Origin of the sequence: Pseudomonas oryzihabitans (assembly GCF_001518815.1) — a bacterium.
In the GTDB taxonomy this organism is placed as follows: domain Bacteria; phylum Pseudomonadota; class Gammaproteobacteria; order Pseudomonadales; family Pseudomonadaceae; genus Chryseomonas; species Chryseomonas oryzihabitans_E.
In genome coordinates this window covers 1,084,992-1,111,389 of the sequence record NZ_CP013987.1, presented here as the reverse complement: position 1 = coordinate 1,111,389, position 26,398 = coordinate 1,084,992, and the positions used below count along the sequence as shown (strand labels likewise).

Sequence of the window (26,398 nt, the reverse complement as noted above, 5' to 3'; positions counted from 1 at the left end):
ACGCTGGACGGTCCCTTCAGCTTAATCCCTTCCCAGAAAGACGAAACCCGCGCCGAGGCGCGGGTTTCGTCAGGCGCAAGCCGTGGACTCAGTCCACCCAGACCCGGGCGTTGCGGAACAGGCGCATCCAGCCGCCGTCCTCGCCCTGCCAGTCGGCCGGGATCCAGGAGTTCTGCACGGCGCGGAAGCAGCGCTCTGGGTGCGGCATCATCAACAGCACGCGACCGTCCTGGCTGGACAGACCGGTGATGCCCAGCGGCGAACCGTTGGGGTTGGCCGGATAGGCCTCGGTGACCTTGCTGTGACCGTCCACGTAGCGCAGCGCCACGGTGCCAGACACATCGGCGGCAACCAGCGCCTGCTGGTTCGGGTACTCGGCGAAGCCTTCGCCGTGGGCGATGGCGATGGGCAGCCGCGACCCGGCCATCCCGGCGAGGAACAGGGAGGGCGAATCCTGCACCTGAACCATGGCCACCCGCGCCTCGAACTGCTCGGAGCGGTTGCGCACGAAGCGCGGCCAGAATTCGCTGCCGGGCACCAGCTCGCGCAGGTTGGCGACCATCTGGCAGCCGTTGCACACGCCCAGGGTAAAGGTGTCGGTGCGCTCGAAGAACTGCTGGAAGCCGTCACGGGCGCGGGCGTTGAACAGGATGGACTTGGCCCAGCCACCGCCGGCGCCGAGCACGTCGCCATAGGAGAAGCCGCCACAGGCGACCACGCCCTTGAAGTCCGCCAGGTCGATGCGACCGGAGAGGATGTCGCTCATGTGCACGTCGATGGCGGCGAAGCCGGCGCGATCGAAGGCCGCGCCCATCTCCACCTGACCGTTGACGCCCTGCTCGCGCAGGATGGCGACCTGGGGCCGCACGCCCTTCTTGATGTAGGGGGCGCAGATGTCCTCGTTGGGATCATAGGCCAGCTTGGCGGACAGACCCGGATGATCCTCTTCCAGCAGGGCATCGAATTCCTGCTGGGCGCAGTCGGCGTTGTCGCGCAGGCGCTGGATCTGGAAGCTGGTCTCGCTCCAGACGCGCTGCAGCATGCGCCGCTCGGCTCGGTACAGGTGCTCGTCGTGGTAGTGGATGTTGATCTCGTAGCCGTTGACCGGATTACCGATCACCGCCACGCAATCTTCCAGACCGGCCGCGCTGAACTGGGCCAGCACCTCGTGGGTGAAGTCCTGGGGCACCTGGATGACGGCGCCCAGCTCCTCGGCGAACAGCGCACGGGTCAGTTCGTCACGGTCGGCGGCCAGGGCGTCCAGGCGCAGGGCCAGGCCGCAGTGACCGGCGAAGGCCATTTCCACCACGGTGGTGATGAGGCCACCATCGGAACGGTCGTGGTAGGCCAGCAGCAGCCCGTCCTGGTTGAGGCCCTGGATCACCGCGAAGAAGGCCTTGAGGTCTTCGGCTTCGTCGACATCGGGAGCCTGCTGGCCGAGCTTGCCATGGGTCTGGGCGAGGATGGAGCCGCCCAGGCGATTCTGGCCACGACCCAAATCGATTAGGATCAGGTCGGTCTGGCCCTTGTCCAGGCGCAGCTGGGGGGTCAGGGTGCGACGGATGTCCTGCACCGGGGCGAAGCCGGTAATCACCAGCGACAGCGGTGCGGTGACGCTCTTGTCTTCGCCGCCGTCCTGCCAGCGGGTCTTCATGGACATGGAGTCCTTGCCGACCGGGATGGTGATGCCCAGCTCCGGGCACAGCTCCATGCCTACCGCCTTGACGGTTTCATAGAGGCGCGCGTCTTCGCCCGGGTGGCCGGCGGCAGCCATCCAGTTGGCGGAGAGCTTGATGTCGCCGAGCTTCTCGATGCGCGCAGCGGCCAGGTTGGTGATGGTCTCGCCGATGGCCATGCGGCCGGAAGCGGGCGCGTCGAGCAGCGCCAGCGGGGTGCGCTCGCCCATGGCCATGGCTTCGCCGGTGTGGACGTCGAAGCTGGTGGCGGTCACGGCGCAGTCGGCTACCGGGACCTGCCAGGGGCCGACCATCTGGTCGCGGGCGACCAGGCCGGTGATGGTGCGGTCGCCGATGGTGATCAGGAAGCTCTTGCTGGCCACCGCCGGGTGACGCAGCACACGCTCGACCGACTCGGTCAGGTCCAGGCCGGCGCCGTCGAAGGCGTCGCCCAGTTCGGCTTCACGGGTCGCGCTGCGGTGCATGCGCGGCGGCTTGCCGAGCAGGACGTCCAGCGGCATGTCCACGGCGTTGTTGCCGAAGTGGCTGTCGGCCACGGTCAGCTGGCGCTCCTCGGTGGCCTCGCCGACCACGGCGAAGGGGCAGCGCTCGCGTTCGCAGATGGCCTTGAAGGTCTCGAAGTTCTCGGCGTCCACGGAGAGCACGTAGCGCTCCTGGGACTCGTTGCACCAGATCTCCAGCGGGCTCATGCCTGGCTCGTCGTTCGGCACGTTGCGCAATTCGAAGCGGCCGCCGCGACCGGCATCGTTGACCAGTTCGGGGAAGGCGTTGGACAGGCCGCCCGCGCCTACGTCATGGATGAAGGTGATGGGGTTGTTTTCGCCCAGCTGCCAGCAGCGGTCGATGACCTCCTGGCAGCGGCGCTCCATTTCCGGGTTCTCGCGCTGCACCGAGGCGAAATCCAGGTCGGCGGAGCTGGCACCGGTGGACATGGACGAGGCGGCGCCGCCGCCCAGACCGATCAGCATGGCCGGACCACCCAGCACGATGAGCTTGCCGCCCACCGAGATGTCGCCCTTCTGCACGTGGTCGGCGCGGATGTTGCCCAGGCCGCCGGCGAGCATGATCGGCTTGTGGTAGCCACGCACCTCGGGACCACGCGGGGTCTCGACCTGCTGTTCGAAGGTGCGGAAGTAGCCGGCCAGGGCCGGACGACCGAATTCGTTGTTGAAGGCGGCGCCGCCCAGCGGGCCTTCGATCATGATGTCCAGTGGGGTGACGATGCGCTCGGGCTTGCCGTAGGGCTGCTCCCAGGGCTGCTCGAAACCGGGGATGTTCAGGTTGGAGACGGTGAAGCCGGTCAGGCCGGCCTTGGGCTTGGAGCCACGGCCGGTGGCACCTTCGTCGCGGATCTCGCCGCCGGAGCCGGTGGAGGCGCCGGGGAAGGGAGCGATGGCGGTCGGGTGGTTGTGGGTCTCCACCTTCATCAGGATGTGCACGGGCTGGCTGTGCGCCCCGTACTCGCGGGAGTCGGCGTCGGGATAGAAGCGCCCGGCGGTGAAGCCTTCCATGACCGCCGCGTTGTCCTTGTAGGCGGACAGCACGCCGGTGCGGTTCATCTCGTAGGTGTTCTTGATCATGCCGAACAGCGACTTCTCCTGGCTTTCGCCGTCGAGGTCCCAGCTGGCATTGAAGATCTTGTGCCGGCAGTGCTCGGAGTTGGCCTGAGCGAACATCATGAGTTCGATGTCATGGGGATTGCGCCCCAGGGCGGTGAAGCTCTTGACCAGGTAGTCGATCTCGTCCTCGGCCAGGGCCAGGCCCAGCTCCAGATTGGCCTGCTCCAGGGCAGCGTGACCACCGCCGAGCACGTCTACCGCGGTGAGCGGCTTGGGCGCGGCATGGCTGAAGATGTCGGCGGCGGCGTCCAGGGTCGGCAGCACGCGCTGGGTCATGCGGTCATGCAGGGCCGCGGCCAGCTGCTCGTGGGCAGCGGCGTCCAGTTCGCCGGCGACGTAGTAGGCCACGCCGCGCTCCAGGCGCTCGATCTGCGCCAGGCCACAGTTGTGGGCGATGTCGGTGGCCTTGCTCGACCAAGGCGAAATGGTGCCCAGGCGGGGCACTATCAGGAACAGCGCGCCGCTGGGTTCCTGCTGGGGGACGCTGGGGCCGTATTGCAGCAGTCGGCCGAGGATGCCCTCTTCCTCCGCGCTCAGGGTGCCGGCGACTTCGGCGAAATGAACGAACTCGGCATAGAGCCCGGAAACACCGGGAACCAGGCGAGTCAGCTGGTCGAGAAGTTTGCCGTGACGGAACGAAGAAAGAGCGGGAGCGCCGCGCAGGATCAGCATCGGGGACAGCCTCGGGGCCAAGTCACTTTGGGGCCGTGCATTCTAGACTAAAGGCGCGCCGGGGACACCTTCCGGCGACGAGGGTTCATGCAGCCTTACCACCACCCTTGTATGTATAAAATGGGCGCTTTGCCACTTCTCGCGTATACTGCCCGCCGTTACGGCCTGCCGCGCCCCATGGACGCGGCTCCCCATTGGGCTCAGGATAGAGCCTTTGGCCGGACCGGTGGCGCGGAGCGTCCCGACCATAACGAGTGCCCGGAGGGGCCGACCGATGAGGCGCGTCAGCAAGGCGCCAGTGCCGTTTTGATGCCGTATGGCCGAGCTAGCCCATTTGAATAGAGCCTTCAAGCGATTCGCCTGGCTTACCCTGCCCTTCCTCGCCTTGCTCATGAGCTGCGGGGAGGCCGACGTGCCTGTGCCGCCCAAGCCGACCGCGCTGGAGCAGGTGCAGCAGGCGGGTGTGCTACGCGTGGTGACGCGCAACAGTCCGGCGACCTACTTCCAGGACCGCAACGGCGAGACCGGTTTCGAATACGAACTGGTCAAGGGCTTCGCCGAATCCCTCAAGGTGCGCCTGGAAATTAGCACCGCCGACAACCTCGACGACCTCTTCAATCGCCTGACCGCGCCGGACGGACCGGTGATCGCCGCGGCCGGACTCACGCCCTCGGTCAATCGACAGAATCTCAAGTTCTCCCGCAGCTATCTGGACGTGGTGCCCCAGGTCATCTATCGCAACGGCACCGTTCGTCCCAGCACCCCCAAGGACATGGTCGGCAAGCGCATCCTGGTGCTCAAGGGCAGCAGCCAGGCCCAGCAGCTCAAGGCGCTGCAGGCCCAGGTGCCGGGGCTGGCCTTCGACGAATCCGATCAGGTGGAGGTCAGCGACCTGCTGCGCATGGTCGACGAGGGCCAGATCGACCTGACCCTGGTGGATTCCAACGAGCTGGCCATGAACCAGGTGTATTTCCCCAACGTGCGGGTGGCCTTCGACCTGGGCGACAACCAGGGCCAGGCCTGGGCCCTGCAACCCGGTGAGGACAACAGCCTGCTCGATGCGGTCAACGCCTACCTGGACAAGGTCCGCCGCGACGGCACCCTGCAGCAGCTCAAGGAGCGCTACTACGGCCATGTCGACGTGCTTGGCTACGTCGGTGCCTATACCTTCGCCCAGCACCTGCAGGAACGCCTGCCCAAGTACGAGAAGCACTTCCGCAAGGTGGCGCAGAAGCACCAGCTGGACTGGCGCCTGCTCGCCGCCATGGGCTACCAGGAATCGCTGTGGACGCCGGACGCCACCTCCAAGACCGGGGTGCGCGGACTGATGATGCTGACCAACAACACGGCCCAGGCCATGGGGGTATCCAACCGCCTGGACCCGGAGCAGAGCATCACCGGCGGCGCCAAGTACTTCGACCAGATCCGCGACGACCTGCCGGACAGCATCAAGGAACCGGATCGTACCTGGTTCGCCCTGGCCACCTACAACATCGGCATCGCCCACATCCTCGACGCCCGCCGCCTGGCCGAGTCCCAGGGCCTGGACCCGGATCGCTGGCTGGACGTGAAGAAGATGCTGCCGCGCCTGGCGCAAAAGCAGTGGTACAGCAAGACCCGCTACGGCTACGCCCGCGGCGGCGAGACAGTGGAATTCGTGCAGAACGTGCGCCGTTACTACGACATCCTCACCTGGACCACCCAGCCGCAGATGGAAGGCCAGCAACTGGCCAAGACCGGCCTGCACGTCCCCGCCATCGCCGACGACCGGCCCGCCCGGGAAACGCCGCAGGATATGTGAGGCACGACACTGCCTCCTCTCCCTCGGGGAGAGGGCTGGGGTGAGGATCTAGCCAAACGAAGCCCGTAGCGTGGAAAACCGCGCAGCGTTTTCCACTGGCATCCGGCACCATCCCGCGTGGACAAGGCTGCGCCGTTGTCCACCCTACGCAGCTGCACGTCCCCGCCATCGCCGACTACCGACCCGCCCGGGAAACGCCGCAGGATATGTGAGGCACGATACTGCCCCCTCTCCCTCGGGGGCTGGGGTGAGGGTCTAGCCAAACGAAGCCCGTAGCGTGGAAAACCGCGCAGCGTTTTCCACTGGCATCCGGCATCACCCCGCGTGGCCAAGGCTGCGCCGTTGCCCACCCTACGCAGCTATCGCCCTCCAGAACGCAGGTTGGGCTGAGGCAGCTCCATCGCCGAAGCCCAACATGCGGGCTCGACCTGGGCAGCGTTGGGCTTCGCTGCGCTCAACCCAACCTACCGAAGCGTCCCTTCGCCCTCCAGAACGTAGGTTGGGCTGAGGCAGCTCCATCACCGAAGCCCAACATGCGGGCTCGACCTGGGCAGCGTTGGGCTTCGCCGTGCTCAGCCCAACCTACCGAAGCGCCCCTTCGCCCTCAGGACGTAGGTTGGGCTGAGGCAGCTCCATCGCCGAAGCCCAACATGTGGGCTCGACCTGGGCAGCGCTGGGCTTCGCTGCGCTCAGCCTAACCTGCGAAAAGCGCTACTTCTTCGGCTTCTGGATCAGCTTGTCCACAGCCCGGGCCGCGGCGACCATGCCAAAGGTGGCGGTGACCATCATTACCGCGCCGAAGCCGCCGGCGCAGTCCAGGCGCACGCCTTCGCCGACGAAACTCTTCTGCTGGCAAACGCTGCCGTCCGGTTTGGGGTAGCGCAGCTGCTCGGTGGAAAAGACGCAGGGCACGCTGTAGTGGCGGCTGGGATTGCGCGAGAAGCCATAGTCGCGACGCAGCAGCGAACGCACCCGCGAGGCCAGGGGGTCGTTGTAGGTGCGATTGAGGTCCACCACCTGGATCTGGGTGGGGTCGATCTGGCCGCCCGCGCCGCCAGTGGTGACGATGGCGATCTTGCGTCTCTTGCACCAGGCGATCAGCGCCGCCTTGGAGGCCACGCTGTCGATACAGTCCAGCACCAGGTCGAGATCCTCGGTGATGTAGTCGGCCATGGTCTCGCGGGTAACGAAGTCCGCCACCGCCTTCACTTCGCAGGCCGGGTTGATGGCCTGGATGCGCTCGGCCATCACCGTGACCTTGGGCCGGCCCACCTGGCCTTCCAGGGCGTGCACCTGGCGATTGGTGTTGCTGACGCAGACGTCGTCCAGATCGAACAGGCTGATGCGCCCGACGCCACTGCGAGCCAGGGCTTCGGCAGCCCAGGAACCTACCCCGCCGATGCCGACCACGGCGACGTGACTGGCGGCCAGGCGCTCGACGGCCTCCTGCCCATAGAGCCGGGCAATCCCGCCGAAGCGTTGTTCATCGAACGTCATGAAAGCTTTCCACAAAAGCCACAGTATAGGTTTTCCTTTACCATACCGCTCCCTCTGAACCCTAGCTGCCTCCCGGGACCCGCCATGACCACCGCCCTCACCCCCACCCTGGAACTCGCCTGCGACCTGATCGGCCGAGCGTCGGTCACGCCGCTGGACGAAGGCTGCCAGGCCCTGATGATGCAGCGTCTGGAGCGCCTGGGCTTCGCCCTCGAACCCCTGCGCTTCGAGGAGGTGGACAACTTCTGGGCGCGACGTGGCGGCGAGGGTCCGGTGCTGTGCTTCGCCGGCCACACCGACGTGGTGCCCACCGGACCGCTGGAGGCCTGGCAGCAGGCGCCCTTCAATGCCCATGTGGATGCCGACGGCATGCTGCGCGGCCGCGGCGCCGCCGACATGAAGGGCAGCCTGGCGAGCATGATCATCGCCGTGGAGCGCTTTGTCGCCGACCACCCGGATCATCACGGCGCCATCGCCTTCCTGATCACCAGTGACGAGGAAGGCCCCGCCCTGCACGGCACCCGCGCCGTGGTCGAGCGCCTGCGCGAGCGCGGCGAGCGGTTGGACTGGTGCATCGTCGGTGAGCCCTCCAGCACCCGGTTGCTGGGCGATGTGGTCAAGAACGGTCGCCGCGGTTCGCTCAATGGCCGCCTGACCGTGCGCGGCAAGCAGGGCCATGTGGCCTACCCGCACCTGGCGCGCAATCCCATCCACCTGGCGGCCCAGGCCCTGGCGGATCTCGCCGCCGAGCAATGGGACGACGGCAACGCCTTCTTCCCGCCCACCAGCTTCCAGATTTCCAATCTCAACTCCGGCACTGGTGCCGGTAATGTGGTGCCGGGCGAACTGCAGGCGCTGTTCAACTTCCGCTTCTCCACCGAATCCACCGTGGAAGGCCTGCAGGCCCGCGTCGAGGCCATCCTCGACCGCCATGGCCTGGACTGGCACATCGACTGGTCCCTGTCCGGCCTGCCCTTCCTCACCGAGCCGGGCGACCTGCTCGACGCCGTCGCGGCCAGCGTGGAGGCGGTCACCGGCTATCGCCCCGAGGCCTCAACCAGTGGCGGCACCTCGGATGGTCGCTTCATCGCTACCCTGGGCGCCCAGGTGGTGGAACTGGGTCCGGTCAACGCCACCATCCACCAAGTGGACGAGCACGTGCTGGCCAGCGACCTGGATCTCCTGACCGAGGTCTATTACGGCACCCTGGTACGGTTGCTGGCATGAAGCTCATCTGTCCGCTCTGTCAGGCCCCGCTGGCCGAACTCGAAGGTGGCGTCGGCTGCCCAGCCGGCCATCGCTTCGACCGCGCCCGTCAGGGCTACCTGAATCTCCTGCCGGTGCAGCATAAGAAGAGCCTGGATCCGGGTGACAACGCCGCCATGGTCGAGGCACGCCGACGCTTTCTCGATGCCGGTCACTATGCGCCCCTGGCCGAGCGCCTGGCGCAGCTGGCTGCCGAACGCGCGCCCCAGCGCTGGATCGACGTGGGCTGTGGCGAAGGCTTCTATACCGCACGCCTGGCCCAGGCCCTGCCCGCCGCTGACGGCTATGCCCTGGACATCTCCCGCGAAGCGGTGCGCCGCGCCTGCCGACGTACCCCGGCGCTGACCTGGCTGGTGGCGAGCATGGCGCGCCTGCCGCTGCCGGACGCCAGTTGCCAGCTGCTGGCCAGTGTCTTCAGCCCCATCGACTGGGCCGAGGCCCTGCGCGTGCTGGCACCCGGTGGCGGCATCCTGCGCCTGGGCCCGGCCAGCGCCCACCTGCTGGAGTTGCGCCAGCGGCTCTATGACGAGGTGCGTGACTATGCCGAAGACAAGCACCTGCAGGATCTGCCGCCCGGGCTGGAACTGGCCCACAGCGAAGGGCTCGAATTCGTGCTGCCGCTGGCCGAGCGCCAGACCCGCGAAGACCTACTGGCCATGACGCCCCACGGTTGGCGCGTCAACGCCGAGCGTCGCGAGCGGGTCCTGGCCGAGCCCTTCGAGGTGCGGGTGGCAGTACGTTACGATTGGATCGTCAAATCCGGAGCCTAAGCCCCATGCGCCAGCCCGATATCGAAATCTATCTCAAGGACGTCGACCAGGACGCCGTCTCGGCCTGGCTCGAACAGGTGTTCGCCATGCCTTGTACCTGGCAGGCCCGCGGGCAGACCTTCAAGTGCACCCTGCGCTATGGTGGCGAGCCTATTCCGGTCACCTGGCTGCCCAAGGCGGTCGGCAAGTGGCACAGCCTGCTATTGGAAAGCGATGTATCGCCCTGGGTTGACGACCTGGCCTGCGCGCGTGACGCCCAGGCGGCCCTGCAGGTGCAGGTGCGCTGTGCCCCGAGTGGCTGGAGCGAGGAAGAAGAGGACGAAGCCGCCGATCGCTGGCTGAAGGTCACGGACGAGGGTGTCGAGGAAATCGTCTGGCGTACCGAGTGATCTGAAGGCGCGAGGAGCCTTGAGCCCCTCGCGAAACGGGTCTTAGACCCGGGCGACGTCTTCGGCCTGCAGGCCCTTCTGGCCCTCGATCACCGAGAACTCCACCTGCTGGCCTTCGATCAGGGAACGGTGACCTTCACCGCGGATGGCGCGGTAGTGAACGAACACGTCGGCACCGCCCTCGCGTTGAATGAATCCATATCCCTTGGCGTCATTGAACCACTTGACGGTCCCGGTTTCGCGTTGCTCACCCATCACATCTCTCCGAAGCTTTCTGGATTTCCTATCCCCGCTCGCCACAAGGTGGGCGATCGGGTTGCTTTGTTATATCGGTACAGATCGCTCGCCGGACCGGTCGCCAGGCTGGCAGCCCGTTTCCGACCATCGGCAAGAACCTGCCGACACCTTATGAAGCATGGCTTTCCCGGCAAAAGCAACGTTCTTTACGCAAAGTGCCATCATGGCTGAAAGCCGCACTGGCGACGGGTTTTCGACGATTTAGACGGCATTTTTTCGACGGCGGGGACAAGGTGCCGACTGCCGGGTCGAAGTCAGAACAAGGCGGGTGGTTTTACGCCCACCAGGCCATCCGGCACACTGCCGCCTCGTCCATCCGGTAGCCCTCCATGACTCGTTCGCCGCTGCGCCTTCTGGCCTTTTCGCTGCTCAAGCGCCTGCTCTATCTCTGGGTTCGCTCCGAGACGACCCAGGCGGCCAGCCTGCTCAGCCGCATCGACCCCAGCAAGCCGGTGCTCTATGTGCTCCCCGAGGCCTCGCTGAGCGATCTGGCGGTGCTTGACCGCGAATGCCGCAAGGCCGGACTGCCGCGCCCGTTGCGCCCGCTGGTACTGGGTAGCCGCACCGAGCCACTGGCCTATTTCAACGCCGTCGGCAAAGCCAACTGGCGCGGGCGTCCGGCACGGCGCTCGGTACCGCCCACCCTGCGCCGAGTGGTGACAGCGGTAACCGAACAGGGTCTGGCGGACGTCCAGCTGGTACCTGTCAGCGTCTTCTGGGGCCAGTCGCCGGATCGCGAAACCAGTCCCTGGAAGCTGCTCTGGGCGGACAACTGGGTGGTGACCGGACGGCTGCGCAAGCTGGCGCGCATCCTGGTGCTGGGCCGCCTGACCCGGGTGCAGTTTTCCAAGCCGTTGTCGCTCGGTGAGCTGGCCGCTCAGCGCCCTGATCCGCAGCGCCTGGAGCGTCTGGTGATGCGCCGGCTGCGCATCCACTTCCGCAACGTACGCCAGGCGGTGATCGGCCCCGACCTGTCGCACCGGCGCACCCTGCTGCGTGGGCTGCTCCGCGCGCCCCAGGTGCGGGCGACCATTGCCCGGGAGATCACCCAGCGCAAGGCCACGCCGGGACGTATCGAAGACGAAGCGGCGCACTATGCGCGGGAGATCGCCTCGGACTTCTCCTATCCGGTGGTGCGCTGCCTGGACGTCGGCCTGCGTTGGTTCTGGAACAGCATCTATGACGGCGTCAAGGTCAGCCACATCGAGCGGATCCAGGAGATGGCGCCCGGCCACACCGTGGTCTACGTGCCCTGCCATCGCAGCCACATCGACTACCTGCTGCTCTCCTATCTGCTCTTCCAGAACGGCCTGACGCCGCCGCACATCGCCGCCGGCATCAACCTGGACATGCCGGTGGTGGGCAATATCCTGCGCCGCGGCGGGGCCTTCTTCATGAGGCGCAGCTTCAAGGGCAACGCCCTCTATGCGGCGGTGTTCAACGAATACCTGCACAGCCTGTTCAGCCGCGGTTTCTCCACCGAATACTTCGTCGAGGGGGGGCGCTCGCGCACAGGGCGCACCCTGCAGCCGCGCACTGGCATGCTGGCCATGACCTTGCGCAGTTTCCTGCGCGACTCCCGGCGACCCATCGTCTTCGTACCGGTGTACATCGGCTACGAAAAGGTTTTCGAAGGCCGCACCTACCTGGGCGAATTGCGCGGCGCAACCAAGAAGAAGGAATCCCTCTTCGATCTGGTCAAGGTGTTTGGCGCCCTGCGCCAACGCTTCGGCCGGGTTTGGGTCAACTTCGGCGAACCCATTCCGCTGCAGGGTTTCCTCGATGCGCGGCGCCCCGGCTGGCGCGACGAACCCCTCGACGAAGACCTGAAACCGGCCTGGTTCAACCCCGTCACCCACGAACTGGGCGAGCGGGTGGTGCGCCGCATCAATGCCGCCGCGGCGGTCACGCCGGTCAACCTGGTGGCCCTGGCGCTGCTGTCGACCAACCGCCAGGCCCTCGACGAAGGCGCCCTGGTGCGCGCCATCGACCTCTATCTGGACCTCTTGCGGCGGGTGCCCTACTCCAACAGTGTCACCCTGCCCGAGGGCGACGGCCAGGCCATCATCGAGGAGGTGCGTGGCCTGGGATTCCTCGCCGAGCAGCAGGACGCCCTGGGGCGCATCCTCTACCTGGACGAACAGAACGCGGTCCTGATGACCTATTACCGCAACAACGTCCTGCACCTCTTCGCCATACCCGCGCTGATCGCCAGCTTCTTCCAGAACACCGGGCGCATGACCCGCGAGCTGATCCACCGCTTCGCCCTGGCACTCTATCCCTACCTGCAGGCCGAGCTGTTCATCCACTGGGAGCGCGACGAGCTACCCCTGGTGCTGGACGGCTGGCTGGAGGCCATGGTGGAGCGCGGCTTGCTGCGCATCGAAGACGACGTCTTCGTGCGCGCCGCGCCCAGCTCGCGGCAGTTCGTCCGCCTCACCCTGTTGGCGCGGGCCATCCTGCAGACCCTGCAGCGCTACTACATGACGACCGCGCTCATCCTCAACCATGGCCAGAACAGCCTGACCGCGCCGCAGCTGGAGGAGCTCTGCACGGTGATGGCCCAGCGGCTGTCGGTGCTGCATGGCCTCAATGCGCCGGAATTCTTCGACAAGTCGCTGTTCCGCCATTTCATCCAGACGTTGCTGGCCGAGGGGGTGCTGCGCAAGGCGGACGACGGCACCCTGGGCCACCACGAACTGCTGGGTGAACTGGCCGAGGGCGCAGGCAAGCGGGTGCTGCCCGCGGAGATTCGCCTGTCGATCCGCCAGGTGGCCCTGGATAGACCCGATGCCCCGGACCTGCCGGACCCTGAAACCCTACCCGTTGCCAGCAACTAAGCGCGCCGGCACCGGTCACAGCAGTCGATTTCAACCTAGGATTCATCCATGAAAAGAATCGTCACCCTGCTCGCCACCTCGCTGCTGCTCAGCGCCTGTAGCGGGCTGCGCCCCGGTCCCGCGACACCGCCGTCCCCGGCCGGCCAGCCGCTGCCGCCTACCGAGCAGCCGCAGACCACCACTCCCGGCGTGCCTGCCCAGCCAAGCATGACCAGCCTCAGCGGCCAGGCCACCTTTACCGCCAGCGAGCCGGTACCGCCCACCGCCAAGCTCACCATCAGCCTGTACAGCGCCAGCGCCGGCGACACGCCGAGCGGCCGCCTGGCCCAGCGCACCCTGTTCGTCAAGCAGCAGGATCAGGTGCCCTTCCGCCTCGACTACGCCCCGGCCAAGGTCAAGAGCGGCGAGCGCTATCTGCTCAGCGGCCGCATCCTGCTGGGCGGTCGCCCGCTGTACCTGACCCAGGAACCCGTGGTCGTGGACCTCGGCAGCGGTGGCGAGGTGGAATTGCCGTTGCAGCCGGTGCGCTGAGGTCCGAAAGGTCCGATGTGGCGTGCTAGGATCAAGGTTCTCGACCTCCCGTTTCTCCAACGAGGTGTGCCTTGACCCCTCGCCTCGCCATCAAGCGCTATCAGGGCGAACACCAGCCCCACGCCCATGCCTTCGCGCAGCTGGTGCTGCCCATCCAGGGCGGCATGGAGCTGGAGCTAGCCGGGCGTACCGGGACACGGCTGCATACCGGTCTTGCGGCCCTGGTCGCGCCCGAATGCGGTCATGCCCAGCAATCGGAGCCAGGCAGCCGCTTTCTGGTGATCGACTGCGCGGCCGACTGGTTGCCCGCCCAAACTCTGGATCGTGCGCTACACCAGCCTGGCCTGGAGATTCCTCCAGCGACGCGCCAGCTGATCGCCTTCGCCGAACTGACCTCGCCTGACGCTCTCGACCAGCATGCGTCCGAACTCACGCGCCTGCTGCTCGCGTCGCTCAACGCCGCAACCGCCGCCTCGGCCTTCGACCGGCTGCTGGCGCAGATGGAAGCCCAGCCCGCGGGTGACTGGAACAATGCGGCCATGGCCCGCCTGGCGGGCCTGGGTCTGACCCGACTGCACCTGCTCTTCCATGAACGCTTCGCCCAGACGCCCCAGGCTTGGCTCACCGATCTGCGCCTGCGCCAGGCGCAGCGCTGGCTGGCCGACAGCCACCTGCCCATTGCCAACATCGCCCTGCGCGTCGGCTTTTCCGATCAGGCCGCCCTGACTCGCGCCATGACCCGCCGCCTGGGCATCAGCCCGGCCGCCTGGCGGCGCGGCCAGCGACTGCCCGGGTAACGCAGTCCAGGTAAAAAGCCTCGCAGGCTCGCGCAAGACCGGTCCATGTCGCCGTCGCCACACTGGTGGTGAATGGATGGAGACGGCGCGATGCAGGAACGAAAGCTATCGGCAGTGGGTATCGGCTACGGGCTGGCGGCAGGCCTGTGCTGGGGCGTGATCTTTCTGGCCCCGGCACTGGTCCCTGACCTGAGCGGCGCCCAGTTCGCCGTGCTGCGCTTTCTCTGCTACGGGCTGGTTTCACTCGGACTGCTGCTGCCCGGCTGGCGCCGACTCCGCACGCAACTGACCTGGTCCGACGGCAAGCGCCTGTTCTGGCTCAGCCTGATCGGCAACCTGGCCTACTACACCCTGGTCGGCGTGGGCGTGAAGCAGGCCGGTATCGCGGCGACCACCCTGATCGTCGGCCTGATCCCGCTGCTGGTGGCCTTGGCCGGGCAGCGCGACGCGGGCGCCGTGAGTTTCGGTCGCCTCTGGCCATCGCTCTGCTGCGCGCTGCTCGGCGTCGCCCTGATCAGCTACGAGACGCTGACCAGCACCGCAGTCGGCGAGCAACCCGTCCTGGGTTTGCTGTGCGCCTGTGGCGCCCTGCTGGCCTGGAGCTGGTTCGCGGTGGTCAACACGCGCTTTCTGGCCAGCACGCCGATCGGCGCCCACGATTGGGGCCTGCTGCTGGGGGGGATGGCCGGCGCCCAGGCACTGCTGGCCGCGCCCTGGTTGCTTAGCGAGCAAATGGTGTTGCGAGCACCGGCGGACTGGCTGCAACCGCTGCTGGTGGCCGCCGGCGTGGCGCTGCTCGCCTCGGTCATCGGCGGCACTTGCTGGAACCAGGCCAGCCGCCGACTACCCCTGACCCTGAGTGGTCAGGCTATCGTCATCGAGACCCTGGCCTCGCTGACCTATGGCTTTCTCTGGAACGGGCGCTGGCCGACTCGCCTGGAATCCCTGGCGATCTTTCTGCTCGTGCTCGGGACGAGTTGGTGCCTGCAATGCCACCGGCGGCCGCCCCCGACGGCAGCGGTGGCGACCTGACCCTGAGGGTCCCGACCGTCTGCACCCATCCTACGCCAGCGGTGGCAGCGCCCAGTCGATGGGGGTCAGACCGGCGTTGCGCAGGAATTCGTTGGTACGACCGAAATGGCCGTTGCCGATGAAACCGCGGTGAGCGGACAGTGGTGAAGGGTGCGCCGACTTGAGGATCAGGTGCTTCTGGGGGTCGATGAGCGTCTGCTTGCTCTGGGCATGGCTGCCCCAGAGCAAGAACACCAGATTCTCGCGCTCGGCACTGACCACTTCGATGATGCGATCGGTGAAGCGCTGCCAGCCGGCCTTGGCGTGGGACCCGGCGTTGGCCTGCTCCACCGTCAGCGAGGTGTTGAGCAGCAGCACGCCCTGCTCGGCCCAGTGCTGCAGGTAGCCGTGGTTAGGGATGGGCAGGTTCAGGTCGCGCTTGAGCTCCTTGAAGATGTTCTGCAACGATGGTGGTGCCGGCACGCCAGGCTGCACCGAGAAGCTCAGGCCATGGGCCTGGCCCGGACCGTGATAGGGATCCTGGCCGAGGATGACCACCCTCACCTGATCCAAAGGGGTGGTATTAAGCGCATTGAAGATCAGCGGACCGGGCGGATAGATGACCTTGCCCGCGGCCTTCTCGCGCCTCAGGAATTCGCTCAGCTGACGCATGTAGGGCTGCTCGAACTCGTCGCGCAGCGCGGCTTTCCATTGGGGGTCGAGCTTGATGCGATCGTCATCCACGATTCGAGGCTTCCTGGTCAAGACAAGGGCAGCACCCTAGAAAAGCCGGCTGCCCCTGTCAAACCTGCTACCAGCGCGGGCCCCACCCCGGAGGGCCGTAACGTGGGCCCCAACCGGGCGGACCATAGCCCGAACGCGGCCCCCAGCCCGGAGGCCCCCAGTGCGGCGGCGGCGGAGGTGCCGGTCGATAGTAGTAGCCGTAGCCATAGGGCCGCACGATGACCGCGGGCGGCGGATAGGCCGGCGTGCCATAGAAGACGGCCGCAGGCGGTGCCGGCCGGCTGTAATAGCGTGGGGACGTGTCGTAGACGGTGCAGCCGGTGAAGGTCAGGGCACAGAGCGACGCCAAGAGGAAATGGCGCATGGGGGGAGTCTCCAGAACGGCCCGGATGGGCCTGGAGAAAGCTTAAGCTGCGGCGGTGCCGTGCGCCCAGCTATCACACGTTCATTCAGCCGGGATTAAGAGACGCCGGTCGCCGCCGGCCCATTCTTCTGCCGCTCGGCCAAGTAGTGCTGTAGCCGCTCCTGCAGATGGGGCACCCCCTGGGGATGGGCGAGAAAATCGACGACGCTCATCAGCCGCCAGTCCTGGCCTTCGTCGCCGAAGCGGATGGCGGCGATGTCGGCCTGGCTCAGCACCCCGGCGAACAGCCAGCTAGGCAGGTAGCCCGGCTGGCGGGGTGGATAGCAGCGGCCCCAGATCAGCCGCGATTCGTCCAGCACCAGCCCGAACTCCTCCTCCAGTTCACGCAGGGCGCAACGTTCGGGCGTTTCGCCGTCTTCACGACCGCCACCGGGCAGGTCCCAGAGTCCCGGCCAGGGAATATCGGGCTTGTCGTCGCGCTGATAGACCAGTATCTGGTCCGCGCAGAGCAAGGCCAGCTTGGCACCGTTGAAGGCTTCGAGTGACATGGCGATCTCCGCTGGATGTGGGGAGACCGCAAGGCCTCCCCGTAGCGACTTAGTAGCCGAGTTGCTTGAGCAGTGCACCCGGCTCCTGCTTGGCCGGCCGTTCGTAGAACTTCAGCAATTCAGCGCTGCGGTTGCTGAAGAAGCCATCCACACCACGCGGCGCCAGCCGGGCGTAGTCCACCGCCGAATCCACGGTATAGGCATGCACCAGCAGGCCGCGTTCATGGGCGACATCATTCATCCAGGGCTTCACCAGATCCGCATAGCTCTGGTCGCCGCCCTCCTCCAGGGCCGCCGACGGGCCGATGCCGATGGCGCCATGGGCCTTGGCCCACTCGATCCAGGCGGTGAAGTCACCCTCGGAGCGCACCTGCTGCTTGGCATAGTAGGCCGCCTTGCTCGCCTCGCCGGAGTCGGCATAGCTCGGTCCGGCCTTGGCCGGGATGTAGTCGTCGCCCAGCCACAGCAAAAGGATCTTCGGCGTCTTGGGCATCTCCTTCTGCAAGAGCTCCAGGCTGCTCTTCTCGAAGGTCTGCAGAATCACCCGGCCGGGCATGGCGGCGACGCCGGTGGCGCCGGCCTTGGGCTGGCCGAGCCAGCCGCGCTGGGTCAGCTTGGCCTTGAGGTCACGCTCGATGCCGGGAAACAGCTTGGGCTGCTTGGTCTCGATGTAGAGGCCCGGCTTGTTGCGACCGCCTTCGGCGATGTCGATGACCTCGTCGAGGGTGAGGATCTTGAGTCCGGCGAATGTCGAACGGGCGCGGTCGGGATGGGCCTGGTTGAACCAGCTGCCGGCGTCCAGCGACTTGAGTTCGGCCAGGGTGAATTGGCTGACCGGTGCCTTGGCACGGTCGGGAAAGCGCTTGGCGACATCGGTGGTGCGTTCCAGGGTATCGTCATGCAGAGCGATGAGCTGGCCATCCTTGGTGCGCTGCAGGTCGAGTTCCAGGTAGTCGGCGCCCAGCTCCCGCGCCACCAGATAGGCCGGGGTGGTGGACTCCGGGGCATCGAAGGAGGCGCCGCGATGGGCGATCACCGCCGGCCAGGGAATGCCGGCCTGGCGTGCCAGGGTCTGGCCGACATCGGCTTCGGTGGCCAGGGCCAGCTGGCTGACCAGCAGGGTGCCGGGTATGAGGGTACGGATCAGGGTGCGCAGAGCGTTTATTGTCATGGGTTCCTCGGGTGGTCCGACGGGTAGCGCTGAGGCCTGCTGCAGATCGTGCGAGCCTGGGTAGGATCGACTGCGGCTCCAGGAAGACAGCTGCAGAAGCCTAGTTCAAGGTGGACGAATGGGCATCCCCAGGGAACAGGCCGATAGGGGCCCGTTTCCGCGTGGTCTGCGTCAGGCGGAACCACCTCCGAACTGCGTTCAGGGTGCAGACTGCACCCTGGAGGCGACATTACGCAGACACCCGGCGCAGGAGACGTTATCCAGGTCGCAATTTCCGGTACTCTGCCGCCCGCTTCGCCTGACGAGATCACCATGACCGCCTCTCCCACCCTCTTCGATCCCACACGCTGTCCGCTCTGCGGCAGGCCCAATCGCTGCGTCCTCGCCGCCGGCGGTGAGATCCACGACTGCTGGTGCTTGCAGACGCCGATCGCTCCGGCCGCCCTGGCGCGCCTGCCCGAGGAGGAGCGTGATCGGCGCTGCCTCTGCCCCGCCTGCGCCGTCGGGGCCCAGGTCGAGAGCAGCTGATGCGCCTGGATCGCTGGCTGGGCAATCGCCCCGAGCTGGGTCGCCAGCTGGCCCGCCGCCTGCTCGCCGAGGGTCGGATAAAGGTCAACGGCGCCACGACCCTGCAGGCCGAGCGAGAGGTGTTCGCCTTCGATCGCATCGAGTCCGACGAGCGCCTGCTGCAAGACGGCCCCGGCGGTCGCTACCTGATGCTGCACAAGCCGCGTGGTTGCGTGAGCGCCACGGTCGATACCCGCCATCCCACGGTGCTGGACTGCCTCGATCCGGACCAGCGTGCCGATCTGCACCTGGCCGGGCGGCTGGACTTCAACACCACGGGCCTGCTGTTGCTCACCAATGACGGCCAGTGGTCGCGTGGCCTGAGCCATCCACGGCACAAGCAGACCAAGCGCTACCTGGTCACCACCGCCGAGGTCATCCCGCCGCACCTCGTGGCAGCCTTTGCCGAGGGCCTCTATTTCGCCTACGAAGACCTCACGACCCAGCCCGCCCAGCTGGAGCTGCTGGATGAACGCAGTGCCTACCTGACCCTGGTCGAGGGCCGCTATCACCAGGTCAAGCGCATGTTCGGGCGCTTCGGCATCGAGGTCATCGCCCTGCACCGCGATCGCATTGGCGGCCTGGCGCTGGACCCAACACTGGCAGAGGGTGCTCATCGCGCGCTCACAAAGCAGGAAGTGGCGCTGTTACGTCCGGCGGATTAGGGGAACAGGACCTCGGGAGCACCGGTCGGGATGCAGACACGTACCACCCGGAGACCTCTCATGCGTATCGACATCCCCTCCCTCGGTTTTGGCGGCGCCCCGCTGGGCAACATGTTCCGCGAGGTAAGCGACGCCGACGCCCGAGCGACGCTCGAAGCCGCCTGGGAGGCCGGCATCCGCCTCTACGATACCTCGCCGCACTATGGCGCCGGCCTGTCCGAGCACCGCTTCGCCGAGGTGCTGGCCGACAAGCCGCGCGATGACTTCGTGCTTTGCAGCAAGGTAGGCCGCCTGCTGGAGCCGGCTGACAGGCCGGAAAACGCCCCGCCGTTCGTCAACGAACTGCCCTTCAAGCGGGTGCTCGACTATTCCGCCGATGGCGCCCGCCGCTCCATCGAAGCCAGCCTGGAACGCCTCAAGACCGACCGGCTCGACCTGGTCTGGATCCATGATCTGTCCGAGGACCAGCACGGGCCCGCCTGGCGCGACTACTTCGCCCAGGCCATGCAGGGGGCGGCCAAGGCCCTCACCGAGATGCGCGAGGAGGGTTTGATCCTGGGCTGGGGCCTCGGCGTCAACCTGGTGGAGCCCTGCCGGCTGGCGCTGGAGCAAAGCGATCCCGACGCCTTCCTGCTGGCCGGACGCTATTCGCTGCTGGATCATCGTGAAGCCCTGGATACGCTCTTTCCCGAATGCGAACGCCGTGGCGTGGGTATCGTGGTGGGCGGGCCCTTCAACTCCGGTCTGCTCGCCGGTGGCAAGCACTATAACTATGCCGAAGCCGAGCCGGCACTGCGCCGCAAGGTCGAGCTGATCGAGGGTGTCTGCCAGGATCACGGGGTGGATATCCGCGCCGCGGCCCTGCAGTTCTGTCTCGCCCATCCCACCGTCGCCGCCACCATACCGGGCAGCAGCACCCCGGAGCGGGCCCGGCAGAACGCTGAACTGCTGCGGGCAGCCATCCCCGCCGCCTTCTGGCGCAATCTGCGCGAGATCGGCGTGCTGCCAGAAGATGCGCCGACGCCGGCGTGAGTCCAAGGGGGCGGCTGTGCTAGGCTGCCGCCCCCTTTTCCACCCTGTCCGCCGCCATGACTTCGCCCCGCCGGCCCCTGCCGGGCCGCCCCGCTCCCCTGCATCCGCGCAATCGCCACCAGGGCAGCTACGACTTTCCGGCCCTGATACGCGTGAGCCCGGCGCTCAAGCCATTCGTGGCACCCACGCCGCGGGGCAATCTCTCCATCGATTTCACCGATCCCCAGGCGGTCCGGGCACTGAATCGCGCGTTGCTGGCGCTGCACCATGGCGTGCGCGACTGGGACATCCCCGCCGACTTTCTCTGTCCGCCGATTCCCGGTCGGGCGGACTATCTGCACCACCTGGCCGACCTGCTGGCCGAGGGCAATAGCGGCCAGATTCCTCGCGGGGAGGCGATTCGGCTGCTGGACGTGGGCACGGGCGCCAATGGCGTCTATCCGCTGATCGGCTTCAAGGAGTACGGCTGGCATTTCGTTGGCAGCGACATCGCCCCAGCGGCCCTGGCCGCCTTCGGGCGTGCCCTGGCCGCCAACCCGGACTGCGCCGCCGCCATCGAGTTACGCCGCCAGCCGGACTCCCAGGCGATCTTTGCGGGCATCCTGAAACCCGGTGAGCGCTACGCCGCCACCCTGTGCAATCCGCCCTTCCACGCCAGCCCCGACGACGCCGTGCGCGGCAGCAAGCGCAAATGGAAGAACCTGGGCAAGACCACCGGCAAGACGGTGCCGCTGCTCAACTTCGGCGGGCAGGCGGCCGAACTCTGGTGCCCCGGTGGCGAAGCGGCCTTCATCGAACGGATGATCCGTGAGAGCCGCAGCCATGCCGCTCAGGTAGGCTGGTTCACCTGCCTGGTCTCCAAGGCCAGCAACCTGCCGCCCTTGCAGACGGCGTTGCGCCGCGAGCAGGCCCGCGAGGTCCGCGTCGTCGCCATGGCCCAAGGCCAGAAGCAGAGTCGCTTTCTCGCCTGGCGCTTCGCCTAGTCGAGTGTCCGGCGCCCGCCGGGCGCCTCGAACCCTGACCCTTCAGCGGCTTTCTGGCCGGTTTCGTCGGTGCTGCGTCCTGCTGCAGGCAGCCAGGCGGAACCTGCCCGCTCCGCCTGATGGGCATGTGACGGGACTTTGACCCAGGTCGCACAGGATTAGACCAAAGGCTAATAGCCAAAGCCTATGAATTACGGACTAGGAATCCCGGGGTCTTCTCATTAAAATGCCGGCCAACAAAAACGCCACGCGCACGCAACCGCGCCCGAGACCTCTGTCTCCGGCCAGCCGTTGCCAAGACCGCGTATGCGTTTTTGCTCCGACTCCTCCGGTGACTCACGAGAGAGGGGCGGTGGAGGGACAAGAACCTGCCCTTGCGTGTTTCTGGCTGCATTCTGCCTTGCCCACTGCACATACCCCCATGTGCCATGGTGCCGCACCGCACCGAAACTCGATAAGCAGATCCAGCTTCTATCGATTGAGAGACCACATGCTGAAGAAAATGACTGGCGCGCTGCTCGGCGTCGCCATCGCCTCCGCCCTGGGCACCGCACAGGCCGAAGATGCCAAGAAGGTCGACGTCCTGCTGATCGGCGGTGGCATCATGAGCTCCACCCTGGGTATCTGGCTGAATGAGCTGGAGCCGAACTGGACCATGGAAATGGTCGAGCGCCTGGACAAGGTCGCCGAAGAGAGTTCCAACGGCTGGAACAACGCCGGTACCGGCCACTCCGCCCTGGCCGAGCTGAACTACACCCCTGAAGACAAAGACGGCAAGGTCACCATCTCCAAGGCCATCGAGATCAACGAAGCCTTCCAGATCTCCCGTCAGTTCTGGTCCTGGCAGGTCAGGAACGGCGTCCTCAAGGACCCCCGCAGCTTCATCAACAGCACCCCGCACATGAGCTTCGTCTGGGGTGACGAGAACATTGCCTTCCTGAAGAAGCGCTATGAAGCCCTGAAGGCCAGCCCGCTGTTCTCCGGCATGCAGTACTCCGAGGATCCCGCGCAGATCAAGCAGTGGGTCCCGCTGATGATGGAAGGCCGCGATCCCAAGCAGAAGATCGCTGCCACCTGGAGCCCGCTGGGTACCGACGTCAACTTCGGCGAGATCACCCGCCAGTTCGCCGCCAACCTGCAGTCCAAGCCGAACTTCAAGCTGAACCTGTCCAGCGAAGTCGAGAACATCACCCGCAATGCCGACGGCAGCTGGCGCGTGGAGTACAAGAACCTCAAGGACGGCAAGAAGACCGAGACCGACGCCAAGTTCGTCTTCATCGGTGCCGGCGGCGGTGCCCTGCACCTGCTGCAGAAATCGGGTATCCCCGAAGCGAACGACTACGCCGGCTTCCCGGTGGGTGGCTCCTTCCTGGTCACCGACAACCCCGAGATCGCCCAGCAGCACCTGGCCAAGGCCTACGGCAAGGCGTCGGTCGGCGCACCGCCGATGTCGGTGCCGCACCTGGACACCCGTGTGCTCGACGGCAAGCGCGTGATCCTGTTCGGGCCCTTCGCCACCTTCTCCACCAAGTTCCTCAAGCAGGGTTCCTACCTCGACCTGCTGACCAGCACCAACACCCACAACGCCTGGCCGATGGTCCGCGTGGGCGTGGCCGAGTACCCGCTGGTGGAATACCTCGCCGGCCAGCTGATGCTGTCGGATGACGACCGCATGGCCGCCCTGCGCGAGTACTTCCCCAACGCTAAGAAGGAAGACTGGCGCCTGTGGCAGGCCGGTCAGCGCGTGCAGATCATCAAGCGCGACGCCGACAAGGGTGGCGTGCTGAAGCTGGGCACCGAGATCGTCGCGGCCAAGGACGGCAGCATCGCCGGCCTGCTGGGCGCCTCCCCGGGCGCCTCGACCGCCGCGCCCATCATGCTGAGCGTGCTGGAGAAGGTGTTCAAGGACAAGGTCGCGACCCCGGAGTGGCAAGCCAAGCTGCACCAGATCGTGCCCAGCTACGGCACCAAGCTCAACGGTGATCCCGAGCGCGTGCAGCAGGAGTGGAACTACACCGCCGAAGTGCTGCAGCTGGCCACCCCGCCAGTCGCCACCGGCACCCAGAACGCCAAGGCTACCGTCAGCGCCCCGCGCGCCGACAAGGCCGCCAACGACATGGCGCTCTGATGAGCGACCGGCCCGAGGATTCCTCTCGGGCCGCGTAGCCTGGCAAAGCCCCACCCCTTTCGGGCGTGGGGCTTTTTTTCGTCCGCCGCAAGGCGTCAGGCACCTGCGTCCGCATCGGATACCCTGTGACCGAAACCGCAGCGGCGTGAATTTTTCCGCTGCGATCAGGCACTAAGAGGGCAGCGATGCGCCAGTCGACGCCTCTGCGCGCCACAATGATGATCTATTCTCGAGCTTTAACCGTTACCTGAATCAGGAGACACGATGACGGCACATCCCGCCCCGGGCATCCTGCATACCCGCGAAGGCCAGCGCCTGGCCGATACCGATGCCGCCGCCTGGCGCCAGTGGGGCCCCTACCTGAGCGAGCGCCAGTGGGCCACGGTCCGTGAGGACTACAGCGCCGATGGCGACGCCTGGCGCTACTTTCCCCATGACCATGCGCGCAGCCGTGCCTATCGCTGGGGCGAGGATGGCCTCGCCGGGTTCTGCGACAAGGCCCAGCAATGGTGCCTGGGCATCGCCCTGTGGAACGAACGCGATGCCTTTCTCAAGGAACGCCTGTTCGGCCTGACCAACGCCGAGGGCAACCATGGCGAAGACGTCAAGGAGCTCTATTTCTACCTGGATGGCGTACCGAGCCATGCCTACCAGAAGATGCTCTACAAGTACCCCCACGCCGCCTTCCCCTATGCCCAGCTCACCGAGGAAAACGCCCGGCGCGGCCTGAATGATCGGGAATACGAGATTCTCGACACCGGCGTCTTCGCCGAGAATCGTTATTTTGATGTCACCGTCGAATACGCCAAGCACACCCCCGACGACATCCTCATGCGGGTCACGGTAGAGAACCGCGGCGCCGAGCGCGCCAGCCTGCGGGTACTGCCACAGATCTGGTCGCGCAATACCTGGGCCTGGACCGGCACCCCGCCGCGCTCCATGCTCAGCCTGGAAGGCGAGCAGGTCCGCGCCAGCTATTTCGATCGCCCCGACCTGGTGGTCACCGCCTGGGGACCGCGCGACGTCGAGTGGCTGTTCTGCAACAACGAAACCAACCTGCCGCGTCTTACCGGCGAAGCCGCCGAGGGGCCCTTCAAGGACGGCATCAACGACTACGTGGTGAAGGGCGCCCGTGAGGCGATCCGTCGCGACTTCGGCAGCAAGGCGGCCGCCCATTTCGCCGTGGAGCTGGACGGTGGCGCCACGACGGTGATCTACCTGCGGCTGGCCCCCACGAATGCCCTTGCGGTGGATGCCGATGCGATCTTCGCCGAACGCATCGCCGAAGCCGATGCCTTCTACGCCGCCCTGCAGGAAAAGATCAGCGACCCCGATGCGCGCCTGGTGCAGCGCCAGGCCCTGGCCGGCCTGCTGTGGTCCAAGCAGCTCTACTATTTCGAGGTCAATCGCTGGCTCAATGGCGATCCGGCCCAGCCCATGCCACCGGCGCAGCGCGAACGCATCCGTAACGGCCACTGGCGTCACCTGCTCAATTTCGACATCGTCTCCATGCCGGACAAGTGGGAGTATCCCTGGTACGCCTCCTGGGACCTGGCCTTCCAGGCGGTGGCCTATGCACTGATCGATCCCGGCTTCGCCAAGCAGCAGCTGCTGCTCCTGGTGAAGGACAGGTTCATGCATCCCAATGGCCAGCTACCGGCCTACGAGTGGAATTTCGAGGATGCCAATCCGCCGGTGCATGCCTGGGCGACCTGGCACGTCTACCTGCAGGAGAAATCCCTGACCGGAGTGGGTGATCGCGTCTTCCTGGAGCGCGTCTTCCACAAGCTGCTGCTGAATTTCTCCTGGTGGATCAACCGCAAGGACACCGAAGGCCGCAACATCTTCCAGGGCGGCTTCCTCGGCCTGGACAACATCGCCCTCTTCGACCGCTCGGCCCCGCTGCCTCCGGGCTATCACCTGGACCAGGCCGACGGCACCGCCTGGATGGCCGCCTATGCCCTGGACCTGATGCGCATCGCGCTGGAGCTGGCCAAGGAAAACCCGGTGTACGTCGACCTAGGGGTCAAGTTCTTCGAGCACTTCCTGCACATCGCCGGCGCCATCAACCATAGCGACGAACGCGAAGACGGCCTCTGGGACGAACAGGACGAATTCTTCTACGACGTCTTGCACAAGCCGGATGGCAGTGCCGAACCGCTGCGCCTGAGATCCATCGTCGGCCTCATCCCGCTGTTCGCGGTGCAGGTACTGGAGCAGCGCGAACATGAAGGCCTGCCGGGCCTGGGTGGCCGCCTGCGCGGCTTCCTGCGGCAACGTCCGGATCTCGCCCGCCTGGTGTCGCGCTGGACCGAGCCCGGCCAGGGCAATAGATTCCTGCTTTCGCTGCTGCGTGGCCATCGCACCAAGCTGCTGCTCAAGCGCATGCTGGATGACAGCGAATTCCTCTCCGAGTACGGCATCCGTTCGCTGTCCAAGGCCCACGAACAGCAACCCTTCGAGATGCGCCAGGCCGACGGCAATCTGCTCAGCGCCCGCTACCAACCGGCAGAGTCGGATTCACGACTCTATGGCGGCAACTCCAACTGGCGTGGCCCGCTGTGGATGCCGATCAACTACATGCTCATCGAGTCGCTGCACGAATTCCACCGCTACTATGCCGACAGCTTCTCGGTGGAATACCCCAACGGCTCCGGCTACCTGGCCAACCTGGAAGAAGTCGCCGATGGTCTCAGCCAGCGACTGACCCGGCTGTTCCTCAAGGACGCCGACGGCAAGCGCCCGAGCATGGTCGACTATCCGCAACTGCAGGACGATCCGCGCAGTCGCGACCTGGTCCTGTTCCACGAGTATTTCCATGGTGAAAACGGTCGCGGGCTCGGCGCCTCGCACCAAACCGGCTGGAGCGCCCTGGTGGCGCTCCTGCTGCAACCCAGGCGCTAGAGTGGTCGCTTGAGGTGCCGGCTCCGGCCGGCACCTCGGTCACTTGCGCAACGGCCACGGTTTTCCTCCGCCGTGCTGGATACTATGCTCAAGCCTGAGACACTG

The 26,398-nt window shown here is 66.3% G+C and carries 21 protein-coding genes; 14 read left to right on the top strand and 7 right to left on the bottom strand.

Features of this window, described 5'->3' with window-relative positions; translation table 11 throughout:
• Positions 1 to 88 precede the first annotated feature (88 nt).
• A complete protein-coding gene (purL, locus tag APT59_RS05025; protein WP_059313849.1) occupies positions 89 to 3,988 on the bottom strand; it encodes a phosphoribosylformylglycinamidine synthase in 3,900 nt (1,299 codons plus the stop codon).
• Between the two features lie 316 nt (positions 3,989 to 4,304).
• Between purL and mltF the strand changes: the two genes are divergently transcribed.
• On the top strand, positions 4,305 to 5,789 hold the full coding sequence (mltF, locus tag APT59_RS05020) for a membrane-bound lytic murein transglycosylase MltF (RefSeq protein WP_059313848.1): 1,485 nt from the start codon (positions 4,305 to 4,307) through the stop codon (positions 5,787 to 5,789).
• 711 nt (positions 5,790 to 6,500) lie between these two features.
• Here the strand turns inward: mltF and tcdA are convergent.
• Complete coding sequence (gene tcdA / locus APT59_RS05015) at positions 6,501 to 7,286, bottom strand: tRNA cyclic N6-threonylcarbamoyladenosine(37) synthase TcdA (protein ID WP_059313847.1); 786 nt, start codon at positions 7,284 to 7,286, stop codon at positions 6,501 to 6,503.
• Between the two features lie 84 nt (positions 7,287 to 7,370).
• Between tcdA and dapE the strand changes: the two genes are divergently transcribed.
• From dapE to APT59_RS05000, 3 genes are read left to right on the top strand one after another with little or no spacing between them, the layout of a single operon-like run.
• Complete coding sequence (gene dapE, locus APT59_RS05010; RefSeq protein WP_059313846.1) at positions 7,371 to 8,513, top strand: succinyl-diaminopimelate desuccinylase; 1,143 nt, start codon at positions 7,371 to 7,373, stop codon at positions 8,511 to 8,513.
• Positions 8,510 to 9,322, top strand: coding sequence for a putative RNA methyltransferase (locus APT59_RS05005; RefSeq protein WP_059313845.1), 813 nt, complete (start codon positions 8,510 to 8,512; stop codon positions 9,320 to 9,322). The genes dapE and APT59_RS05005 overlap by 4 nt, the downstream gene beginning before the upstream one ends.
• Before the next feature lie 5 nt (positions 9,323 to 9,327).
• The gene (locus APT59_RS05000) at positions 9,328 to 9,711 is read left to right on the top strand and encodes a hypothetical protein (RefSeq protein WP_059313844.1); all 384 of its coding nucleotides are present in this window, start codon (positions 9,328 to 9,330) and stop codon (positions 9,709 to 9,711) included.
• 42 nt (positions 9,712 to 9,753) lie between these two features.
• Here the strand turns inward: APT59_RS05000 and APT59_RS04995 are convergent, their stop codons facing one another.
• On the bottom strand, positions 9,754 to 9,966 hold the full coding sequence (locus tag APT59_RS04995; RefSeq protein ID WP_059313843.1) for a cold-shock protein: 213 nt from the start codon (positions 9,964 to 9,966) through the stop codon (positions 9,754 to 9,756).
• A gap of 371 nt (positions 9,967 to 10,337) precedes the next feature.
• On the opposite strand from APT59_RS04995, the gene plsB reads away from it, so the two are divergent.
• The 4 genes from plsB to APT59_RS04975 all read left to right on the top strand — a co-directional run bounded on the left by plsB (position 10,338) and on the right by APT59_RS04975 (position 15,208).
• Positions 10,338 to 12,848 (top strand): glycerol-3-phosphate 1-O-acyltransferase PlsB, encoded by a 2,511-nt coding sequence (plsB, locus tag APT59_RS04990; protein WP_059313842.1) that lies wholly within the window; start codon positions 10,338 to 10,340, stop codon positions 12,846 to 12,848.
• A 48-nt stretch (positions 12,849 to 12,896) separates the two neighbouring features.
• A complete protein-coding gene (locus tag APT59_RS04985) occupies positions 12,897 to 13,379 on the top strand; it encodes a YbaY family lipoprotein (RefSeq protein WP_059313841.1) in 483 nt (160 codons plus the stop codon).
• A 71-nt stretch (positions 13,380 to 13,450) separates the two neighbouring features.
• Complete coding sequence (locus tag APT59_RS04980) at positions 13,451 to 14,176, top strand: AraC family transcriptional regulator (protein ID WP_059313840.1); 726 nt, start codon at positions 13,451 to 13,453, stop codon at positions 14,174 to 14,176.
• Between the two features lie 90 nt (positions 14,177 to 14,266).
• Positions 14,267 to 15,208: a DMT family transporter gene (locus tag APT59_RS04975; protein WP_059313839.1), complete on the top strand. Its 942-nt coding sequence runs from the start codon at positions 14,267 to 14,269 to the stop codon at positions 15,206 to 15,208.
• Between the two features lie 30 nt (positions 15,209 to 15,238).
• Here APT59_RS04975 and ung read toward each other — a convergent pair whose 3' ends face one another.
• From ung to APT59_RS04955, 4 genes are all read right to left on the bottom strand, one after another.
• Positions 15,239 to 15,934 carry a uracil-DNA glycosylase gene (gene ung, locus APT59_RS04970; protein WP_145153341.1) on the bottom strand — a complete coding sequence of 232 codons (696 nt, stop codon included), beginning with the start codon at positions 15,932 to 15,934 and terminating at the stop codon, positions 15,239 to 15,241.
• A 64-nt stretch (positions 15,935 to 15,998) separates the two neighbouring features.
• Positions 15,999 to 16,295 carry a hypothetical protein gene (locus tag APT59_RS04965; protein WP_059313837.1) on the bottom strand — a complete coding sequence of 99 codons (297 nt, stop codon included), beginning with the start codon at positions 16,293 to 16,295 and terminating at the stop codon, positions 15,999 to 16,001.
• A gap of 95 nt (positions 16,296 to 16,390) precedes the next feature.
• Entirely contained in the window at positions 16,391 to 16,843 is a 453-nt protein-coding gene (locus APT59_RS04960) for an NUDIX hydrolase (RefSeq protein ID WP_059313836.1), read from the bottom strand.
• 49 nt (positions 16,844 to 16,892) lie between these two features.
• A complete protein-coding gene (locus APT59_RS04955; protein WP_059313835.1) occupies positions 16,893 to 18,014 on the bottom strand; it encodes a glycerophosphodiester phosphodiesterase in 1,122 nt (373 codons plus the stop codon).
• A gap of 312 nt (positions 18,015 to 18,326) precedes the next feature.
• Here APT59_RS04955 and APT59_RS04950 point away from each other — a divergent pair, with 312 nt between their 5' ends.
• The 6 genes from APT59_RS04950 (at position 18,327) to APT59_RS04925 (ending at position 26,293) form a co-directional block, all read left to right on the top strand.
• A complete protein-coding gene (locus tag APT59_RS04950) occupies positions 18,327 to 18,542 on the top strand; it encodes a cysteine-rich CWC family protein (protein WP_059313834.1) in 216 nt (71 codons plus the stop codon).
• Complete coding sequence (locus APT59_RS04945) at positions 18,542 to 19,246, top strand: 16S rRNA pseudouridine(516) synthase (protein ID WP_059313833.1); 705 nt, start codon at positions 18,542 to 18,544, stop codon at positions 19,244 to 19,246. Before APT59_RS04950 ends, APT59_RS04945 begins: the two co-directional genes overlap by 1 nt.
• A 60-nt stretch (positions 19,247 to 19,306) precedes the next feature.
• Complete coding sequence (locus APT59_RS04940; RefSeq protein WP_059313832.1) at positions 19,307 to 20,278, top strand: aldo/keto reductase; 972 nt, start codon at positions 19,307 to 19,309, stop codon at positions 20,276 to 20,278.
• 56 nt (positions 20,279 to 20,334) lie between these two features.
• Positions 20,335 to 21,261: a 23S rRNA (adenine(1618)-N(6))-methyltransferase RlmF gene (gene rlmF / locus APT59_RS04935; protein WP_059313831.1), complete on the top strand. Its 927-nt coding sequence runs from the start codon at positions 20,335 to 20,337 to the stop codon at positions 21,259 to 21,261.
• 490 nt (positions 21,262 to 21,751) lie between these two features.
• On the top strand, positions 21,752 to 23,389 hold the full coding sequence (mqo, locus tag APT59_RS04930) for a malate dehydrogenase (quinone) (RefSeq protein ID WP_059313830.1): 1,638 nt from the start codon (positions 21,752 to 21,754) through the stop codon (positions 23,387 to 23,389).
• A gap of 264 nt (positions 23,390 to 23,653) precedes the next feature.
• Positions 23,654 to 26,293 (top strand): MGH1-like glycoside hydrolase domain-containing protein, encoded by a 2,640-nt coding sequence (locus APT59_RS04925; protein WP_059313829.1) that lies wholly within the window; start codon positions 23,654 to 23,656, stop codon positions 26,291 to 26,293.
• Positions 26,294 to 26,398: the final 105 nt, after the last annotated feature.

What these genes read in the sequence shown, in the direction of transcription:
- mqo (WP_059313830.1), top strand. Translation starts at nt 21,752, where the DNA reads ATGCTGAAGAAAATGACTGGCGCGCTGCTCGGCGTCGCCATCGCCTCC.
- APT59_RS04985 (WP_059313841.1), top strand. Translation starts at nt 12,897, where the DNA reads ATGAAAAGAATCGTCACCCTGCTCGCCACCTCGCTGCTGCTCAGCGCC.
- APT59_RS04945 (WP_059313833.1), top strand. Translation starts at nt 18,542, where the DNA reads ATGCGCCTGGATCGCTGGCTGGGCAATCGCCCCGAGCTGGGTCGCCAG.
- purL (WP_059313849.1), bottom strand. Translation starts at nt 3,988, where the DNA reads ATGCTGATCCTGCGCGGCGCTCCCGCTCTTTCTTCGTTCCGTCACGGC.
- tcdA (WP_059313847.1), bottom strand. Translation starts at nt 7,286, where the DNA reads ATGACGTTCGATGAACAACGCTTCGGCGGGATTGCCCGGCTCTATGGG.
- APT59_RS04995 (WP_059313843.1), bottom strand. Translation starts at nt 9,966, where the DNA reads ATGGGTGAGCAACGCGAAACCGGGACCGTCAAGTGGTTCAATGACGCC.
- mltF (WP_059313848.1), top strand. Translation starts at nt 4,305, where the DNA reads ATGGCCGAGCTAGCCCATTTGAATAGAGCCTTCAAGCGATTCGCCTGG.
- APT59_RS04950 (WP_059313834.1), top strand. Translation starts at nt 18,327, where the DNA reads ATGACCGCCTCTCCCACCCTCTTCGATCCCACACGCTGTCCGCTCTGC.
- APT59_RS04925 (WP_059313829.1), top strand. Translation starts at nt 23,654, where the DNA reads ATGACGGCACATCCCGCCCCGGGCATCCTGCATACCCGCGAAGGCCAG.
- dapE (WP_059313846.1), top strand. Translation starts at nt 7,371, where the DNA reads ATGACCACCGCCCTCACCCCCACCCTGGAACTCGCCTGCGACCTGATC.
- APT59_RS04960 (WP_059313836.1), bottom strand. Translation starts at nt 16,843, where the DNA reads ATGTCACTCGAAGCCTTCAACGGTGCCAAGCTGGCCTTGCTCTGCGCG.
- APT59_RS04955 (WP_059313835.1), bottom strand. Translation starts at nt 18,014, where the DNA reads ATGACAATAAACGCTCTGCGCACCCTGATCCGTACCCTCATACCCGGC.
- APT59_RS04940 (WP_059313832.1), top strand. Translation starts at nt 19,307, where the DNA reads ATGCGTATCGACATCCCCTCCCTCGGTTTTGGCGGCGCCCCGCTGGGC.
- APT59_RS05000 (WP_059313844.1), top strand. Translation starts at nt 9,328, where the DNA reads ATGCGCCAGCCCGATATCGAAATCTATCTCAAGGACGTCGACCAGGAC.
- rlmF (WP_059313831.1), top strand. Translation starts at nt 20,335, where the DNA reads ATGACTTCGCCCCGCCGGCCCCTGCCGGGCCGCCCCGCTCCCCTGCAT.
- APT59_RS05005 (WP_059313845.1), top strand. Translation starts at nt 8,510, where the DNA reads ATGAAGCTCATCTGTCCGCTCTGTCAGGCCCCGCTGGCCGAACTCGAA.
- APT59_RS04965 (WP_059313837.1), bottom strand. Translation starts at nt 16,295, where the DNA reads ATGCGCCATTTCCTCTTGGCGTCGCTCTGTGCCCTGACCTTCACCGGC.
- APT59_RS04975 (WP_059313839.1), top strand. Translation starts at nt 14,267, where the DNA reads ATGCAGGAACGAAAGCTATCGGCAGTGGGTATCGGCTACGGGCTGGCG.
- plsB (WP_059313842.1), top strand. Translation starts at nt 10,338, where the DNA reads ATGACTCGTTCGCCGCTGCGCCTTCTGGCCTTTTCGCTGCTCAAGCGC.